This is a genomic window from Halomonas sp. 25-S5, from assembly GCF_029889845.1.
In the GTDB taxonomy this organism is placed as follows: Bacteria; Pseudomonadota; Gammaproteobacteria; order Pseudomonadales; family Halomonadaceae; genus Halomonas.
The window spans coordinates 1-18063 of the sequence record NZ_JARANV010000013.1; the positions used below are offsets into that span (position 1 = coordinate 1).

Below are 18063 nucleotides of genomic sequence, written 5' to 3' on the forward strand. Positions count from 1 at the left end.
GTAGGCCTGCGTCGAAGTCAGCTCGTTCATGGTGTCCTCCTTAGGATTGGGTGACACCAGTCTGACGGACGTTATTCAGCTGCATAAGATGGGGTTTGTGGAGCGCTTACGCCAGAGCGGATGCGACACCGCCCGTTCGCTGGCCTCGACGGGCGGTAGTTCGTGTATTCGGTCGGCCCGTTGGAAGCGGTCGACGCTCAGAGTATGCAGAGTCATAAGGCTCTCCCGTGCGGTGCGTGATGTTTCGCCAGGTCCTCTTCGGGGGCCAACAGGGGCAGCCCGAGGTCGCGGTTGTCGGGGTACTTGATGCCGGCGCCGGTGTTGAGGGCGATGACCCGCGCCTCGGCGGGAATCTCGCCCAGGGTGCGCAGCTCCCGGGCCGCGGCCAGCACCGCCGCGCCCTCGGGGCAGACGAAGGTGCCCTCGAGCTGGGCCGCGCGGCGCTGCTCCCAGTCGATGGCTGACTCACTGACGGCGATGGCCCGGCCATCGGTGGCATAGAGGGCCTCCAGCACCAGGAAGTCTCCCAGCGCCTTGGGCACGTTGATTCCGAAGGCCCGTGTCTTGCTGTGCTCCCAGAAGCGCGATTCATGTGCTCTCTCCTGCCAGGCGCGCACGATGGGCGCGCAGCCCTTGGCCTGCACGGCCACCAGCCTTGGCAAGGGGCCCGAGACCCAGCCGATGGCCTGGAGCTCCTGCAGCGCCTTGTAGATGCCGATCAGGCCCACGCCGCCCCCGGTGGGGTAGAGAATCACGTCGGGTAACTGCCAGCCGAGCTGCTCGGCCAGCTCCAGCCCCATGGTCTTCTTGCCCTCGATGCGATAGGGCTCCTTGAGGGTCGAGGCGTCGAAGGCGTCGGTCGCCTCGACGAAGCGGGCCACCTGACGACCGGCATCGCTGATCAGGCCGTCGACCAGCGCCAGGTGGGCACCGGCGAGGGCGCACTCTTGCCGGGTGATGCGCGGCGCGTCCTCGGGCATGGCGATGGTGGCCCCGATGCCCGCGCGTGCGGCGTAGAGCGACCAGGCCGCCCCGGCATTGCCATTGGTGGGCATGGCCAGGTGGGTCACGCCCAGTTCCCGGGCGCGGGAGATGCCGACCGCGGCGCCGCGGGCCTTGAAGGAGCCGGTGGGCAGCAATCCCTCGTCCTTCATGACAAGCCTCGGCAGCCGCATGTCGTCACCCAGGCGCGGCAGCTCGATCAGCGGGGTTATCACCTCGCCCAGGCTGACGATCGCCTCGGGTCGTGCCAGTGGCAGCAGCTCGTGATAGCGCCACAGGTTCCAGGGACGCCCGGCCAGATCCTCTGGTCGCCAGTTTGTAGCCAGGCCCGCCAGGTCGTAACCCACCAGCAGCGGCGAGCCACAGGGGCAGAGCTGCTGCAGGCTGTACAGCTCATGGGTCGCCTCGCAGCGCGGGCAGGCCAGGTGGGTGGCGTAGCGATAGGGCCGAGATTCACTCATGGTCGTCCCTCGTGCTCGAACAGCAACTGATGGATCTGCTGGGTACGGGACTTGGTGGACGCACTCCCGAGGTTCGACAGGCTGTCCGCCTCGCAGCCCAGCTCGGCGCGTACACGGCCGGGGTGGGGCGAGAGCAGCAGCACCCGGTTGCCAACGATCTGCGCCTCCTCGATGGAGTGGGTAACGAACAGCAGGGTGAAGCCAACCTCCTTCCAGAGGATCAGCAACTCCTCCTGCATCTTGCGACGTGTCAGGGCATCCAGCGCCGCGAAGGGCTCGTCCATCAGCAGAATGCGTGGCTGCATGGCCAGTGCCCGTGCGATGGCCACCCGCTGCTTCATGCCCCCGGAAAGGGTATGGGGATAGGCATCGGCGAAGGCGTCGAGACCCACTTTCTCCAGCGTCACCAGGGCACGATGCTCCGCTTCTCGGCGCCCCAGGGTGCGCGAGGCCAAAAGCGGGAACATGACGTTCTGCTTGACCGTCTTCCAGGGCGGTAGCTGATCGAACTCCTGGAAGACCACCAGGCGGTCGGGGCCTGGACCGACCACCTGCTGACCATCGAGCCGGATCTCTCCCTCTGCCGGGGAGAGGAAACCCGCCACCGCCTTGAGCAGGGTCGACTTGCCGCACCCTGAGGGGCCCAGCAGCACGAAACGGTCATCTTCCTGAACGTCGAAGCTGACCCGCTGGGTGGCCTTCACCACCTGGCGGGGCGTGCGGTACTCCAGGGTGACACCATCCACCGCCAGTCGCGGCGTGGCAGGTCTTGGGCGCGGGGCGGCACTGCCTTGCGACCTTGCCAGGGGAGCTGCCGTGGCCGCCGTCATCAGCTTCCCTCCCAGGCGTGTGCCTCATCGAAGAAGTAGTCCTGCCAGCTCTCGGGGCGATGCTCGATGGCCCCCACCTGGTACAGGAACTCCGCCAGCGAATAGGTGTTATCGGGTACCAACGTGAAATCGATCTGCGGGTCATTAACCAGCCCAGAGAGGAAGTCGCGTTCCAACCGAGAGCCGGTGACGCGCAGGAAGATATCCACGGCGGCGTCACGATCCGCCTCGATGATCTCGCTGGCCTCTGCCAGGGCGGCACGAAACACTTCATAGAGTTCAGGGTTGTCCGTGCGGAAGCTATCGGTGGCATACACCAGCACCGGCGTGATGGGACCACCGAGGATCTCGTAGGAGTCGGTCACCTTGGAGATACCCTCGTACTCCAGCGCCTGATACTGATAGGGAATGCTGGAGAAGTAGCCGGTGATCTCGGTGCCACCGGAGATCAGCGCCGCCGTCGCATCGGGATGGGGGAGCGACAGCGTTTGACGATCCAGTACGTCGTATTCATCCGCGCCAAAGGTGTTGGCGGCGGCATACTGAAGGAAACGCGCCTGCACTGAGACGCCCACCGCCGGCAGGGCGATGCGATCCTCAGGACCGAAGTCTTCGATCGATTGCACTTCCGGGTCACGGGTCAGCAGGAAGTTGGGGGCATGACCCAAGGCGGCGATGGCCTTGACATCGAGGTTGCCTCGGGTGCGGTCCCAGGCGATGAGCAGCGGGCCCACGCCAGCACTGGCGATATCGATGCTGCCGGAGAGCAGCGCATCATTGACGGCGGCACCGCCGGAAAGGCGCCGCCACTCGACGTCTACGTCGAGACCGGCTTCTTCGGCATACTTCTGGATCAGCTCTTGGTCTTGAATGACCTGCAGCGGCAGGTAGGCAATGCCGAACTGTTCGGCGATGCGAATACGTTCGCTCGCCTCTGCGGCCTGGGTGCCGCCGGTGGCGGCTAAGGCTAGCAGAGTCAGGCCGGCGTATCGGAATTTTGTCAGCGACATGGGGCTCTCCATCTGTGTCCGTGAGTGTCGGAACACTCACCTTGCCCCTCGCCTGAAGAGCCCGCCAATGAGTTGTTTTACTGAGCAAATCACTCAGCCAGTGAAGTATTTTTCACTGCAGTGCGGATATGTATTTCGTAAAACCCATAGCAGGAATCGTGATTGGCCTGGATGTCGTTTTGGCTGCTTGGATAGGCCGACATTCACCGTCTACTCAGGAGACGCTCCATGACGACACAAGGCATCAGCGTGACGAAGCTGAGCGGCCATATCGGCGCCGAGATCAGCGGACTCGACCTGGCACACCTCGATGACCATGACGTCGAAACACTGCACGTACTCTTTCGCGAACATCAGGTACTGGTACTGCGCGACCAGCAACTCAACCGCGATCAGCATATTGCCCTCGGCCGGCGTTTCGGCGACTTGCATATTCACCCGATGGCCAAGGGACCCGAGGGCTACCCGGAGATCTTCCCTGTCGAGGCTGGGCAGAATTCTTCCAACGATCCCAAGGCCATTCGCTCGGGCAAACAGGCCGTCAACGGCGGGCACTGGCACTCCGATGTCTCCTGCGACGCACAGCCGCCACTGGGCAGCATCCTCTACCTTCATGAGGTACCCGATGTGGGCGGCGATACCCTCTTTGCCAGTGGCTATGCCGCTTACGAAGCGCTGTCGTCCGCCATGCAGGTTTTCCTGGAGGGGCTGACAGCGATGCATTCGGGAGAAGCCACCTACCGGCTATATTACCGAAATCAGCCCGCCCAGGATCGCAGCCGATTCGGCGTACCAAGTGACAAGCCCTATCCGGAGGCGGTGCATCCGGTGGTTCGCACGCATCCGGAAACGGGCCGCAAGAGCCTATTCGTCAACCGTGGATTCACCCGTGAGATCGTCGAGCTGGGACATGCCGAAAGCCAGGCGATGCTGGAGTTTCTCTATCGCCACCAGGAGACACCAGAGTTCCAGGTGCGCGTACACTGGGCACCCAACACAGTGGTCCTATGGGATAACCGCTGCACTCAACATCGCGCCATCTTCGACTATGCCGGCCAGGTGCGGCGCGGCGAGCGCGTGACCATCAAGGGAGACCATCCCTTCCTGCAGCGCAGTGACGACACCTCAGCCTGGCAACTCGTCGGCTGAGGGCTTATCGGTTCACCTGGCGCCGGCGCCACAGCGCCAGGTGAACCGCGACCTGCCCCCCACACACAAGCCTTCGACATTCGCCGCCGGCCGACGCATCATTCGGGGATGACTCTCGACACGACCCACCGCAACCGGCAGATGACCCACTTCGACGGCCACGACGAGATCTGGCTGTTCGGCTACGGCTCGCTGATCTGGAAGGCCGACTTCCCTTTCCTCGAGCGCCGTCCGGCATCTATCCACGGCTGGGTGCGCCGCTTCTGGCAGGGCTCCCACGACCACCGCGGCACCCCCGAGGCGCCGGGCCGCGTGGTCACCCTGGTGCGCGAGCCCGGTGCGACCTGCCACGGCATGGCCTACCGCATCACGCCCGAGGTGCTCGGCCCGCTCGACGTGCGCGAGAAGAACGGCTACCTGCGCGAGATCACCCGACTGCACTTCGAGGACGCCGCACCGCCCTCGAGCGCCGAGGGACTGGTGTATCTCGCCACCGAGGACAACGCCGCCTTTCTCGGCGACGCCCCGCTCACCGCCATCGCTGAGCAGATCGCCATGGCCCACGGCCCCAGCGGCCCCAACCGCGACTACCTGGTCAATCTGGCCCAGGCCCTGCGCGAACTCGGCGTGGAGGATCCCCACGTGTTCGCCCTGGCAGCGCGCCTGCCCCACCCGGCAGGCGCCTGATGCCCGACACCCCCTCGACAATGGAGACGACCCTCCCATGAGCGTGACCCTCGACGACGTCCGACAGGCCGCCGCCCGCCTCCAGGGCAGCGTGGAGCGCACCCCCTGCCTGCCCTCCACCACTCTCTCGCGGCTCACCGGCTGCGAGCTCTACATCAAGTTCGAGAACCACCAGTTCACCGCCTCCTTCAAGGAGCGCGGCGCCCTGAACCACCTGCTCTCACTCAACACCGAGGAGCGCGCCCGGGGTGTGATCGCCATGTCGGCGGGCAACCACGCCCAGGCGGTGGCCTATCACGCCAAGCGACTGGGCATCCACGCCACCATCGTCATGCCCCGCCACACCCCCAACCTCAAGGTGCGCAACACCCGCCACTTCGGGGCCGAGGTGCACCTGGAGGGCAACGGGGTCGACGAGGCCGGGGCCTATGCCCGGCGCCTGGCCGAGGAGCGCCACCTGGTCTTCGTGCATCCCTACGACGACGAGCGGATCATCGCCGGGCAGGGCACCATCGCCCCGGAGATGCTCGAGGAGGTCCCCGACCTCGACTGCCTGGTGATCCCCATCGGCGGCGGCGGGCTGATCAGCGGCAACGCCGTGGCGGCCAAGGCGCTGAAGCCCGATATCGAGGTGATCGGCGTGCAGACCCAGCGCTTTCCCGCCATGAAGCAGGCACTGGCCGGTGAGGAGATCCACTGCGGCCTGGCCAGCCTGGCCGAAGGCATCGCCGTGAAGCAGCCCGGCACCCTGACCCGGGAGATCGTGCGCGAACTGGTCAACGACATCGTGCTGGTGGACGAGCCCGAGATCGAGCGCGCCATCCTGCTGCTGCTGGAGATCGAGAAGAGCGTCGCCGAGGGCGCCGGCGCCGCGGGGCTCGCCGCCCTGCTTACCGATCCGGCGCGCTACCGCGGCCGCAAGGTGGGGCTGGTGCTGTGCGGCGGCAACATCGACATGCTGGCCCTCTCTTCCGTGATCCAGCGCGGCCTGGTGCGCACCGGGCGCATCGTGCGGGTGCGCGTCGGCATCTCCGACGTGCCCGGCTCGCTGGCCGAACTTACCCGCCTGCTCGCCGAGCAGCGGGCCAACGTCATCCAGATCGCCCACCAGCGTACCTTCACCGACCTCTCGCTGCGCGCCACCGAGGTCGAGGCCACCCTCGAGACCCTGGGCAGCGACCACACCCGCGAGGTGATCGCCGCGCTGCGCGCCGAGGGCTACGACCCGGTGCTGCCCGCCAACGAGGTCCACCCGGACGAGCGCTGGGCCACCGACCCCGAGGGGCACTGATCAGCGCCCTTGAGCGCATGGCGCAGGGCCGGCGGCAGGCGTACCCTATGCGCATTCGATCATCGCAGCGGTTTACATCGTCTCAACAAGGGAAAAGTGATGAGCAGCAAGATCAACGTGACAGCCCCCCTGGTCATCCTGCATGGCGACGAGATGGCGCAGGTGGCCTTCGAGCGGATCCTCGACACCTTCGTGACCTCCCGGCTGGACATCGAGCTGGTGGAGGTCGACCTGACCGCGGAGAACCGCCTGGTCACCAACGGCCAGGCGGTGATCGATGCCATCGAGGCGCTCAAGCGCTATGGCGTGGGCGTCAAGAACGCGGGGATGACGGTCAACCGCGCCCAGCTGGGCGAGCTGCTGGCCGCCCACCCCGAGCTCGACGGCACCACGCTCCACCCGCTGGCCACCAAGTCGCCCAACGGCGCCATCCGCAAGGGCATCGGCGGCAACATCACCCGCGAGGACATCCAGTTCCGCAACCTGCAGTTCAACAAGCCAGAGTGGATCGGCCGCGACATCGAGGTCGACACCATGGCGACCGGCGGCAGCAAGGACAGCTACAACCAACTCTCCCGCGCCACCGGCATCGTCAAGCTGATGTTCGTGGGTGCCAGCGGTGACCCGGTGGAGCTGCACCGCCGCGAGGTCAAGAAGGGTGACCCCTGGCTGCTCGCCACCAACGACATCGACGAGATCAAGACCTGGGCGCACCGCTTCTTCCAGCGCGCCATCGACGAGAAGCGCGACATCTACCTGGGCCTGAAGGACACCGTGATCGCCGGCTACGACGGCGTGATGCGCGCCGCCATCGAGGGCATCTTTGATCAGCACTACCGGGCGCAGGTCGAGGCACTGGGGCTTGCCTACCACTACGAGCTGATCGACGCCCAGGCCGCGCGCATTGTCGCCAACCCGCCCGAGCGCGCGCTGTGGGGCGTGCCGGACAACACCACCGGTCGCAAGCTCTACAAGCTGGTCGAGCAGCTCAAGGTGCACGGCATCCCCACCCGCAAGGCACACGTCTCGCTGTCGCGGATGAGCGCCGGCGGCGGCGACCAGTACGGCAGCTACAACGCCCCCGCCACGGAGGACGGCATCCTCAAGGTGATCGTCGACGGCGACGAGAAGCACGCCCGCCACGTCAAGCAAGGCGACCCCATCCTGCTGATGTCCAACGACCACGAGGCCATCAAGGACTGGGTCACCCAGGTGTTCCGCGACGCCTCGCGCAAGCAGAAGGAGGTCTACTTCGGCCTAAAGCGCGAGTACATGGACTACGACGAGGTATTCAGCACCGTGATCACGGATGTACGCCGCGAGCTGGCCCAGGCCGACACCCCGCCGCCGTCGTTCATGATCATGCGGCCCTCCAGCCAGCTCATCAAGATGATCACCGATCCGCCGCGCAATGCCCTCTACCCAGCGCAGAACCTCGACGGCGACATCTTCTCGGACATCTCCGCGGCGCTGGGCGGCAGCCTGGCCACCGCCAGTTCGATCATCGAGAGCAAGAGCGGCACCATGCTCTTCGAGGCGCCCCACGGCACCGCCCATGACCTCTACCTGAGGTACCTGGAGAGCAACGGCCAGGAGGCGCACTTCAACGCCTCGGCGCTGATCTTCGCCGTGGCCAATGCCCTGGAGACCCTCGGCGAGCGCGAGGACAACGCGCCCCTGGTCGACTACGCCACCCGCCTCAAGGCCGCGCTGATCGATACCGTCGCCGACGGCATCATCACCGGCGACCTCAAGGGCAAGACCACCGATCCGGCCGCCGAGACCCTCGTCGACATGCAGGGTTTCCTCGACGCCGTGGCAAGCCGACTGGCCGCCTGACACGACGACGGCGGCCTGACGCGACCGCGCCGGCCCCGCACCAGAGGCGGGGCCGGCGCGGTGGGCAGTGGGCGGGTCAGCGTCGGGGGCCGCCCTCGCAGGCTGCCTGTACGGCGCCCGCGTCATGATGGCCAGGCACCCCACCGCCAGCGGAAGGGGGCGCCGCGTGTCCATGGCCGGACACGGCCCGGTCGCGGCCGTCCGCCTTGGCCCGGTAGAGCAGCGGGTCGGCCCGGCTGTAGAGCCGGTCGAAGCTCTTTTCCTCCTCGGCCTCGACTACCCCGATGCTCACCGTCAGCCGGTGCTCGGCGGCCGGCCCGGGCAACGCCATCGCCCGGGTCGCGCACAGGATCCGCTCGGCCAGGGCCTCGGCGCCCGCGAGGTCGCTATCGGGCATCAGGATCGCGAACTCCTCGCCCCCCATCCGCGCCACCCTGTCGACACGTCGCACCTGCCGCTCGAGGGTACGGGCAAAGGCAACCAGCACCGCATCGCCGGCCGGGTGGCCGAAGGCATCGTTGATCTGCTTGAAGTGGTCCAGGTCCAGCAGCATCAGGCTCAGCGGCGCCCCGTGGCGGCGGCGCCGGTCGAACGCCTCCCCGGCCGCCTCACGCAGCCAGCGGCGGTTGCCGAGGGCGGTCAGCTCGTCGGTCCGGCTCTGCAGGCGCATGGTCTCGCGCTGACGATGCAGCTGGAACAGCATGCGCATCACCGCGGCGATCGCCAGAAGCAGCAGGAGCAGCAGTACCGCCACGGCCAGCGCCAGGCGCTCCATCAGCAGGCGCTGTTCGGCCGAGGCCCGGTGGAGCAGCTCGTTCAGCTCGCTGTAGGCCCAGGCCAGCCCCTCCTCGATTTCCATGCCCAGGACCAGGATGGCCTCGCCGCCCCGCGCGTCGATCCCCTCCTCGGCGGCAACGTCAACGGCGGCCTCCAGAGCGGGCAGCCGTGACGCCACATGGTCCAGCTCATCGACCAGCTCCCCGTAGCTGGCGGGCGCCAGCTCGCTGCGCCGCAGCTGCAACCGGATGCCCTCGATACGGCGGGGAATGCGCCACAGCAGCGCCTGAATCTGCTCCAGGTGGATACGGTCTTGGCGGTCGATCAGGCTGTCCAGGGTCATGCGCAGGGCGGCGGGATCCTGTTGGGCCCTGACCACGTCGGTGACCAGCGCCGTGTAGTCGGCCCCCACCTGCTGGCGCGCCTGGGAGACGTAGTAGGCGATCGCCAGGGCACAGAGCGTGGCGATCAGGCTGAACACCAGCACCAGGCGCAACCCCAGGCCGCGGGAGGATGCCGCCCTCATCTCGCGCTGATCTCGCGGATCGCCCAGATCCAGCGCGTCATCGGTACGCTGCCCTCCCGCGCGGCCTTGGCGTCCTCGGGCACCACCAGCATCAAGGGCCCCAGCGCCGCCTCGTCGACGGGCTCGCCGTCGAGGCGCGTGACCAGCAGGTAGCGCTTCTCCCGTCGCTGCGCCGGGGTGAGGAAGGTCGTGTAGCCATCGAGGGCGATGAACCTGACGCGGCGCGCCTCATCGAGACCCTGGGCGGCGAGGAAGTCATCCAGCCAGACCCCTGAAAAACGGCCTTCGGGCCCTTCCGGGTGGCGCATCTCCACGGCATGAAGGCCCGGCGTCTCGATCTGTTCGAGGGTCAACTCGCGGGACTCGCTGCCCTCGGTCAAGGTCAGCACCGATGGGGTATCGTCGGCCATGGCATAACCGGCAATCATCGCCAGCAGGCAACAAAAACCTGCCAGGAGGCAGGCGCGAAAAGAGGAAGGAACACGCATGAGAGCTCACTTGACGGGATGGACGATGTAGGATGGCAGCAGTCTCCGGCGGCTCGCCTGGTCAGAAACGCGATCCGGGTTGGCGCGACTATCGCCAATGCCCCGCCCGGTGTCCATATTTTGCGACACTAACCCACCAACGTTGCCGTCACCAGGCCTCGGCGGGGCCGGGGTGACTATCAACCCGATAAAGAGGCCCCATGGCCGTGATACTGCAGGTGCACTTCCCCTTCCCCGGCCCCTTCGGCGACGAGATGACCGAGGCCCTCGCCCCGCTGGCCGAATCCATCAACGAGGAACCCGGCCTGCTGTGGAAGATCTGGACCGAGGACGCCGAGCGCCAGCTGGCCGGCGGCGTCTACCTGTTCGCCACCCGGCAGGACGCCGAGGCCTACCGCCGGATGCACACCGCCCGGCTGGAGGGCATGGGGGTGACCGGCACCGAGGCGCAGATTCTCGAGACCAACGCCGCGCTCTCGAGGATCAACGGCGGGCCGCTGTCGCGCGCCGAGGGCTGATTCGGGAAGGCTCAGCCGCGCATCAGCCGGGCACCGCCGAGCCGTAGGCGTCATGGTGCGCCATATACCGCATAGCCGCTCAGCAGGAGGCACAGCAGGGAAAGGGTTCCCGGCAACGTTGCTGCCAGACGAAACGGGCGGCTCTCGCGGGCCGCCCGTGGCGGGTGTCGTCATCCCGGTCGATCAGGCCGCGCCGCGCTGTGCGAACCAGTCCTGAGTGCCGCCTTCATAGTCGTACACCTGCGTGAAGCCGGCTTCCTCCAGTTTCCTGGCCGCCTTGGGAGACGCGTCGCAATCAAAATTGGCGCAGTAGACCACGACCTTGCGCTCCTTGCTGCCGACGACATCAGCCACCTTGTCGACGAAGTTCTCATCCTTCACGGGCATGTTGATCGAGGTACGAATGTGCTGCTTGTTGAAGGCGTCCCGTGGCAGCACATTGAGGAGCACGAAATCCTCATGCTCGATCTCGTTCATGATCTTGAGCTCGTCGCGCGTGATCGCTTTCATATCCACCTCCTCTGCGGTAGCGGATTCGGCGTTCGCGTCTGCCTTTCACCCCTCAACATAGAAGCCAACCCACTATTTTACAAGGGTTTTCCACAACAAGGAGACGTCGATTCAGGCCAAGATATCGCACCCAGGGAGCGGGACCAGCTGCCATGCGGGCGGGATGTCTTCGGGTGCTCGGCATCCCTTGGGTACTCCTGCGACTCCATCTAGCCCGGATATTGCACCTGGCTGGTCAGAAGCACCCATATGTCGGGCTCGGTGGACATGATGGCTCTCAGGGCCTGAAATTGGCTACATATTGATCCATATTCTGGGCTCAGGACGCAGCTCCCCCTACCCCCATGTGTTTTCTGTGCCGGGGACAGCACACCACGTCGCTATCCTGGAACCAGCTTGCTGGCCAGCGTCAGGAAGAGGTCCTGCTCCGGGTACTGGCTGCTCAGCATCAGCCGGATCGTGCGCGTGTTGCGGGTGATGACGGCACCGATCTTCAGCAGCTTCAGGCGGATGGTGTTGAACTGGGCTTGGGCGTAGGTGGTGCGCTTGAGGTAGACCCGGCGCAGTCGCTCCAGCAGCAGGTAGGCCAGCCCCGACAGCAGCAGGCGGTATTGATTGGGCCACCATTCGTGGCAGCTGGTGCGGTCGGAGAACAGGTACTGCTGCTCCTTGATGCGATTCTCCATCTCGCCCCGGGCGCAGTAGCGGTGGTCGTAGAGCCACTCGGCGCTGCAGCCGCGCAGATTGGTGACCACGTAGCGGGTGTTGACGCCACGCACGCTGGTCTCGGATTCGACGATCACCTTTCGTCGGCGCTTCCTCCTGCTCTCGGCGGCGTACTCGATGAAGCCGAAGACGCGCTGCTTCTCCCAGGTCCTCTCGAAGCGGATGGCCGACGCGTAGTCGATGTCCAGGGCCAGCTTGGCCAGGCGCTTGTTGCCGGCGAGGCCGATGATGTAATCGACGCCGTGGCGGTCGCACCAGTTGAGGATCCGCGGGCGGCAGAAGCCGCTGTCACCGCGGAATACGATCTTTACCTCAGGCCACGCCTGGCGCAGCCTCCGGACCAGCAAGGCGAGGATGAATTCCAGCTGCCTGAAGCTGGCATGCCACTCAGAGCCGTTCAACGACTCCAGATAAGCACCCAGCTTGTCGTATTTGCTCATAGCTACCCCTGTCATGCGCAAGGGATCGACGCCGCACGGCTGAAACCCGCCCCGCCGGGGTTCGGTTCACGAGAGCCCGGTCCCCGTCAGGGGATGCGCAGCACCAACACCCTGCCCAGCCTCAAGCGGACAAGACCTCCTCCAGCGCCTTGATAATAGACTCCCGTGTGCCGGGCCCTGCCCTGTCCAGGTTAAGCTCACGCCACCGCACGGCCGGCATCCGCTCGAGACCTTCTATACCCAGCACTTCCCATGCGGGATTGCCTTCATAGTAAGAGATCAGGAACGATTTGTGCTCTTCCGGCATGCCGGACAGGACCGTGCTGACCAGCCGGTCCCTGGCATCCAGCAGCGTTTCAAGCGCTACGGGCCGCTCCGTCATGCCGGCAAAGTCGGTTTCGTATATGGTGCGGATATCCTTTGCAGGCGGCGCTAACAGGGAATGGGGCGAATGATCGTGGCTGATCAGATAAACGATAAGCGCCGTGCGCAGCGCATCGCTCAAGCCCTCTTCCTCCAGGAGCAGATAAACGTCGAACAGGTCGCGGGGATGCTGCCGGTCCAGCGCCGCCAGGATCTTGCCGGCATACAGATCGGCAAAGGACAGGACCTGTATCTTCGCAAAGCCGAACTCGTCCTCGGTCGTTTCCGATACGGGCATCACGGCCGGCTCATAGACGCAGCCCCGCAGGACCGGCGTCACCTCGACCTTGATTTGCAGCCGATGCTTGGTGCGCGCCACGAGCTTGTTGATCGCGCCCTTCCCGCCGGGGGCCGATCCCTGCACGGTCATGTCCGGGAACGTGCCGGTGATGCGTTCACCGATCCGCTTCAGGGCGCTGTCGATCGCTTCCAGCGATTGCGCCCTTTCCGCCACCCGCAGGTAGGTCAGATCGATATCCACGGATAGGCGCGGCAGATCACGAACAAAGAGATTGATGGCCGTCCCGCCCTTCAGGGCAAAGCAGCTTTCTTCGGCGACCAGGGGGAGGACCGAGACGAGCAGCTGCACCTGCTGCCTGAATGTCGGATCAAAGGGCATCCATGTCCTCCGGGACGGTGATTTGATAGGTCTTGTCCAGCTTGCCGCCCCTGGCGATCATCCGCTTTCCCTTGCCGAGATCGATCTTGTTGCGCTCGATCATGTCCAGCCACTGAGGCCGGTGCCGATCGGCAAAGAAGAAGAACAGCCGCTTCACCTTGACGCTCTGCGCCTCCTCGAGCAAGGCCTGCATCTTACGCGGCCGGAGCGTCACAAGCCCTTCCATGAACTTGTCCACCATGTCGAAGGAAGTACCATTCGGCAGCTCATCGATCAGCTCGAGAATCGACCGCTCGGGGGCAGAGCGCACCAGCGGCCAGCCCCACGGCCCCCAAGCATCGATATCCAGCGCCCCCGGCAGACGGGGCGACGCGCCAGACTCAGCCGTTTCCAGAGAGAGCTTGTCGCTGTAACCGGGCAGCGCCGGCAGGAAGCGGGACCGGTTATGCACGACAAAGACCGGCATATCCCGCAGCTTCGCAAGCCAGGAGGGCAACTTGCGGTCGGTATAGAGATGGACAGCCTGCTGCGCCTGATAGAGATAGTGGGAATAGCCCCGCATCTCCAGGGCAGTCCGCCCGCCGACCGAGACGGGATAGCCGAGCAACACCTGCAAGGAGATGACAACCTGCTCCCAGCGAAAAACGCCGCGCGGCCGCCAATAGACACCGCGCACGGGACTGTCCAGCCAGCCACTGGAGACATACTGGCTCCGCAGCGCCCGCGAATAGCCATGCGCCTCGAGCCACGCCGCATCGACCAGCAGCCCCTCGGGCAACAGGCGCACCAGCTGGTTTAGCTTTCCACCTTTCAGTTCACTCATGCTATACAAAATAGCATTTTTTAAAACCTAAAGGCCAGTTTAAATTTATGGCAAAAAGAATAGCTTTGCTATACATATTAAATTATACATAAACCAAAGCACAAAACCGGCGAAGCTCCACGCCCCGCCGGTTCGATGCTTAAAAGCTGCCGGGCCGATGACCGGCCGGCACGCTGGTGGCGGATGTGATCAGCACTACATGCGTATCGCGACAAACCGGTTGCAAGGATGCTCAATAGCGGCTGGTAGCGGGCACGGTGTGATGCAGGCCTGCCGCAAGTGCGAGTGCACGATCTAAAGCTTACGTTCGGCCGCCTTCTCCGGGCGGCCGGCGTGAGCTTTGAAGACCGGCAGCATCTGCTCGGGCACCGCTCCGGGCGGATCACCACGCACTATTCAGCGGCGGAACTGACCCGCCTGATCGAAGCGGCGGACAGTGTCTGCGAACGAGAAGGTAACAAGCCGGAACTGGTGGTATTGCGCAGACTGAGCGTGTCCTGACCTCACGCAAAATTCCCGCAAGGTACACCGGAACAGTAAGACAGTTGTGTAAATGACTGATATTGGTGGGCCCAGCTGGACTCGAACCAGCGACCAAGGGATTATGAGTGCAATTTTGCTAATATTGAGGACCGCGCCTGCCATGCGGTTATCTTTTAAAATCATACATTTGAGAATTTCCACTACTTACACTAACCACACCAATTCCTCGCAATCAGCAACCAACCAGCAACCAACGTAAGCCTCCGTCGAACACCCCCGGCGCGTGGTTAAGCGTTTTTGCCAGTACTGCGGCAAGGGTTCGTGGAAATGGCTGTCCTTGTGAAACAGGAGCCGTCCAGCACGTCTTTCCGGTAGGTGAAGGGCTCATGGCCGTGCGGGCGTCAGCCGGCACGCCGGAGGGGCGAGGGGCCGGCTCGTGCCTCGCCCGCCCCGCAGAGGCGGAGCGTGTGAGGAACGAACAGGCGGTGCCACCAGCGCGCGGAGCGCAAGAGCGCCAGAGATGCGCAGGGTGGCGAAGCCAGCCCGAAGGGCCGAAGCCCGGAGCAGCCCGGCCCGCGGGCGAGGAACGAGACGGCGGGGGCACCATCTATTCATCACCAGTCATGACACTGCCTGAAGTAGGCGTTCAGCCACCGCCTTGGACTCCCGGTACTCCCATGCTTCTGCAGCCATGGTCCAGTGGACCTCGAGGCCCTCCTCCTCGATGGCCTCCCGAACTTCGGCCAGAGGCACCTGGAAGAACTCCTTCCTGGGGTTGATGCGGTTAACCTGATGCTCGATGAACTGGCGATGCAGCTCACGCTCAAGAGCAGGTGCATCCTCGGAATAGATCATGGCGTGGACATCGAAGGAGAAGGGTACGCTGGCATCCCCCAGCTCCTTCACGCGGTCGAGCGGTTCCAGGCGGCGAGTCATGCCGATCTTGAAGACGTTCTCACCGAACGAGCCGATGTTGGAGATAATGTAGACATGGCCTCGCTTGGTCTGCTGCGCCATGGAAAGTGCTCGCTCGCCACGCGACTCGGCTTCTTCCAACTGCTGTTCAAGCTCGGCCAGGCGCGCCTGGAACTGGGCCCGTTCCTCGTCGTTGGCTCCTTCCAACTGCTTGCGAGCCTCCTCCATGGCCTTGGCCAGCAGGCGCTCTTCCTTCTCGGCCTGCTTGAGAGCCTTCTCGATGTCGCGACGGGCCTTCTCTTCCTCTCGCATTTGCTCGCGAATCTCGCGCTGCTCCTCCTGCTCGATCCGTCGCAGCTCCATGGCGGCCACCGCCCATTTCAACTCATCCAGCCGGGCCTGCAGGTAAAGATCAGTGATGCGAGCATACTTGAACGGTTTGCCGTTGTGGTTGACCACAGCGAACGCATCGAGAATCGCCTGGCGCAGCTTGCCGTAGTTGTCATGTTTGACCTTTGAGAGGATGGAGTCGACCTTGCCGTTGAAGGCATCGACGGCGAAGTGAACGGCGTGCTCTCGCCGAACCCGCTCGACATAGTCGCAATCGCCGGCTCGTCCGTTCTTGGCCATGTCGCGGCTGTGCTTCCGTGCCTGCTTGAGCTTTTCGCCGGCATCCTTGTGGGAGAAGTCCTCGGCCAGATCATCGAGCAGACTGGTGTTGGGCACGATGTAATCGTCGTGGTAGCCCTCGATGATGTTCTGCATGGCCTTGGCCGTCTGCTCGTAGAGCTTGGCATCCTCCACGGCCTTGAGCGCATTGCCGGCCGTCTCCTCCGCCTGCCGGCGGGCATCATCGACGATCTGGCGAGCCTGTTCATCTGCGCGTGCAACCACAGCCTCAGCCTTCTCGCGGGCTTCTCTACCCTTGGCGCGCCCCTCGCCCAGGATTCCCAGCTTCTCCTGTTCGGCTTCAGCCACCATGTCCTCGGCTGCCTGCTTTGCTAACGAGAGGGTGCGCTCAGTGTCGCGGGACGTCTTCAGGGCTGCTTCCTCAGCCCGGTGAACCAGTGCCTTGGCGTGTTCGGAAGCATCATGCACGGATTCGTACTGCCAGAGGTGCTCCACCGACCTGCGAATTCGTTCCGCTTCCTGCTGATGGCGCTTGGCCTTCCGCATGAAGACCACCGCTGTCACCCATCCGGACAGCGTCAGACCCGCGAACACCAGTAGAACGATAGCTCCTTCAGACATATTACCCCCTGCACAACCGCTTGTTATTTATGTGTCGGGTCAGTCTGCCACAGGGGTCGTCAGAAGCTTGCAGGAGATCACCGACATCAGACCGATGTCAGAGAATTTGCGGGCAACACCGCGAACGGCGAAGGAAAAGCCCCGGCTACCTCCAACAACCGGATCAATACTTGGTACCATTGGCGCTTTGACCTCCAGCGCCCCGAAGGTGAAGCAATGCCGCAAGCCCCTGAGATCTTCAAACACAGCCTCGACGACATCAAGCTGGACGGGCTGCCGCCACGGGATGACCCGGGGTTCGAGGATGCTGTGCTGCTCACCCTCACCACCCAGTACGCAGCAAAGGGCTACTCGGCCGCGATCGTCATCCAGGATGGGCATGTCCTTGGGGTCGCCGTGCCGCAGGAAGGCGTCGAGCCCAAGCAGTACATCCTGGGCCTTCTCGAGCACCGCTTTCTCGAGGATGCGCTGCCGGCACTCGAGGTCATGGCGGAGATGACCGACGATCCCGAGATCCTCTACAACTACGGCGTCTGCCTGTCCGAGATGGACCGGGTCGAGGAGTCGGTCGCGCCCCTGCAGGCGTGCGTCGAGCAAGCTCCGGACTATGCTCATGCGCATGCGGCGCTGGGCTTCTCCTTCATCAAGCTCGGGCAGCTGGACAAGGCCGAGGTCGTGCTGCGTGATGCGGCGAAACAGCTCCCCGACGACCTGTGGATCAACCGCAATCTGGCGGGCCTGCTTGCCAAGCGCGGCAAGCACGAAGAGGCCAAGCCCTTCTTCGAGCGCGCCCTGGCGGCCAATCCCCAGGATGTCGCCACCCTGTATGGCCTGGCGCTGAGTCTCGAGGAGATGGGACCCCAGAACGCGGAACAGGCCGACGGCATCTACAAGCGCATCATCGAGCTGGAGCCGTCCTCGCCCATCGCCACTGAGGTCAAGAAGGCTCGGAGCCGTCTCTCGCAGGAGACAATGAAGTCCAAGGCCGATGGCGGACTGCGCATGGACGCCGTGATGTACATGACGGGTGCCTTCGAGACGTTCGCCAAGATGGATCGGCAAGAGGTCGCCAAGACCGTGTTCGAGATCGCCAAGCTCGGTGAAAGCGGCCTCTCCATCAACGGCCCGGATAAGCGCTACTCGCTGGAATCCCTCGACGGCGATTTCTCGGGTCTACAGCTCCTGTCGATGATGCACGTGGGCCTGAAATTCATCGATCCCTCCATGGACTCACAGTCCGGCCTGGATGCCGAGTACGACGCGGCCAGGAAGATGGCCGGCAAATGATCCCGCAG

17 protein-coding genes are annotated in these 18063 nt (G+C 64.5%); 7 read left to right on the forward strand and 10 right to left on the reverse strand.

What is annotated here, in order from left to right; translation table 11 throughout:
- Positions 1-212 precede the first annotated feature (212 nt).
- The 3 genes from OP498_RS10535 to OP498_RS10545 are packed head-to-tail and all read right to left on the reverse strand — an operon-like array spanning position 213 to position 3303.
- Positions 213-1463 carry a threonine synthase gene (locus OP498_RS10535; RefSeq protein ID WP_280547485.1) on the reverse strand — a complete coding sequence of 417 codons (1251 nt, stop codon included), beginning with the start codon at positions 1461-1463 and terminating at the stop codon, positions 213-215.
- Positions 1460-2293, reverse strand: coding sequence for an ABC transporter ATP-binding protein (locus OP498_RS10540; RefSeq protein WP_280547486.1), 834 nt, complete (start codon positions 2291-2293; stop codon positions 1460-1462). The genes OP498_RS10535 and OP498_RS10540 overlap by 4 nt, the downstream gene beginning before the upstream one ends.
- Positions 2293-3303, reverse strand: a complete 1011-nt coding sequence (locus OP498_RS10545) for an ABC transporter substrate-binding protein (protein WP_280547487.1) — start codon at positions 3301-3303, stop codon at positions 2293-2295. The genes OP498_RS10540 and OP498_RS10545 overlap by 1 nt, the downstream gene beginning before the upstream one ends.
- A 228-nt stretch (positions 3304-3531) precedes the next feature.
- Here OP498_RS10545 and OP498_RS10550 point away from each other — a divergent pair, with 228 nt between their 5' ends.
- The 4 genes from OP498_RS10550 (at position 3532) to OP498_RS10565 (ending at position 8269) form a co-directional block, all read left to right on the forward strand.
- Positions 3532-4452: a TauD/TfdA family dioxygenase gene (locus OP498_RS10550; RefSeq protein WP_280547488.1), complete on the forward strand. Its 921-nt coding sequence runs from the start codon at positions 3532-3534 to the stop codon at positions 4450-4452.
- Positions 4453-4560: 108 nt separating this feature from the next.
- On the forward strand, positions 4561-5139 hold the full coding sequence (locus tag OP498_RS10555) for a gamma-glutamylcyclotransferase (protein WP_280547489.1): 579 nt from the start codon (positions 4561-4563) through the stop codon (positions 5137-5139).
- A gap of 37 nt (positions 5140-5176) precedes the next feature.
- Positions 5177-6430 (forward strand): threonine ammonia-lyase, encoded by a 1254-nt coding sequence (locus OP498_RS10560; RefSeq protein ID WP_280553429.1) that lies wholly within the window; start codon positions 5177-5179, stop codon positions 6428-6430.
- Between the two features lie 99 nt (positions 6431-6529).
- The gene (locus OP498_RS10565) at positions 6530-8269 is read left to right on the forward strand and encodes an isocitrate/isopropylmalate family dehydrogenase (RefSeq protein WP_280553430.1); all 1740 of its coding nucleotides are present in this window, start codon (positions 6530-6532) and stop codon (positions 8267-8269) included.
- Between the two features lie 76 nt (positions 8270-8345).
- On the opposite strand, the gene OP498_RS10570 is transcribed toward OP498_RS10565, so the two are convergent.
- The gene (locus tag OP498_RS10570) at positions 8346-9572 is read right to left on the reverse strand and encodes a GGDEF domain-containing protein (RefSeq protein WP_280553432.1); all 1227 of its coding nucleotides are present in this window, start codon (positions 9570-9572) and stop codon (positions 8346-8348) included.
- Entirely contained in the window at positions 9569-10060 is a 492-nt protein-coding gene (locus tag OP498_RS10575; RefSeq protein ID WP_280553434.1) for a molybdopterin-dependent oxidoreductase, read from the reverse strand. The genes OP498_RS10570 and OP498_RS10575 overlap by 4 nt, the downstream gene beginning before the upstream one ends.
- A 200-nt stretch (positions 10061-10260) precedes the next feature.
- Here OP498_RS10575 and OP498_RS10580 point away from each other — a divergent pair, with 200 nt between their 5' ends.
- Positions 10261-10578 (forward strand): monooxygenase, encoded by a 318-nt coding sequence (locus OP498_RS10580; protein ID WP_280553436.1) that lies wholly within the window; start codon positions 10261-10263, stop codon positions 10576-10578.
- Positions 10579-10761: 183 nt separating this feature from the next.
- On the opposite strand, the gene OP498_RS10585 is transcribed toward OP498_RS10580, so the two are convergent.
- From OP498_RS10585 to OP498_RS10600, 4 genes are all read right to left on the reverse strand, one after another.
- Entirely contained in the window at positions 10762-11088 is a 327-nt protein-coding gene (locus tag OP498_RS10585) for a rhodanese-like domain-containing protein (protein ID WP_280553438.1), read from the reverse strand.
- Positions 11089-11468: 380 nt separating this feature from the next.
- Positions 11469-12254: an IS1380 family transposase gene (locus OP498_RS10590; protein ID WP_280553439.1), complete on the reverse strand. Its 786-nt coding sequence runs from the start codon at positions 12252-12254 to the stop codon at positions 11469-11471.
- A gap of 121 nt (positions 12255-12375) precedes the next feature.
- Positions 12376-13296, reverse strand: a complete 921-nt coding sequence (locus OP498_RS10595) for a nucleotidyl transferase AbiEii/AbiGii toxin family protein (protein WP_280553440.1) — start codon at positions 13294-13296, stop codon at positions 12376-12378.
- Positions 13286-14119 (reverse strand): type IV toxin-antitoxin system AbiEi family antitoxin domain-containing protein, encoded by an 834-nt coding sequence (locus tag OP498_RS10600; RefSeq protein WP_280553441.1) that lies wholly within the window; start codon positions 14117-14119, stop codon positions 13286-13288. Before OP498_RS10600 ends, OP498_RS10595 begins: the two co-directional genes overlap by 11 nt.
- Positions 14120-14452: 333 nt before the next feature.
- On the opposite strand from OP498_RS10600, the gene OP498_RS10605 reads away from it, so the two are divergent.
- A complete protein-coding gene (locus tag OP498_RS10605; protein WP_280553443.1) occupies positions 14453-14620 on the forward strand; it encodes a hypothetical protein in 168 nt (55 codons plus the stop codon).
- 603 nt (positions 14621-15223) lie between these two features.
- Here the strand turns inward: OP498_RS10605 and OP498_RS10610 are convergent.
- Positions 15224-16693, reverse strand: a complete 1470-nt coding sequence (locus OP498_RS10610) for a DUF4041 domain-containing protein (protein ID WP_280553445.1) — start codon at positions 16691-16693, stop codon at positions 15224-15226.
- 291 nt (positions 16694-16984) lie between these two features.
- Between OP498_RS10610 and OP498_RS10615 the strand changes: the two genes are divergently transcribed.
- Positions 16985-18055, forward strand: coding sequence for a tetratricopeptide repeat protein (locus OP498_RS10615; RefSeq protein ID WP_280553446.1), 1071 nt, complete (start codon positions 16985-16987; stop codon positions 18053-18055).
- The last annotated feature ends 8 nt before the right edge of the window (positions 18056-18063 follow it).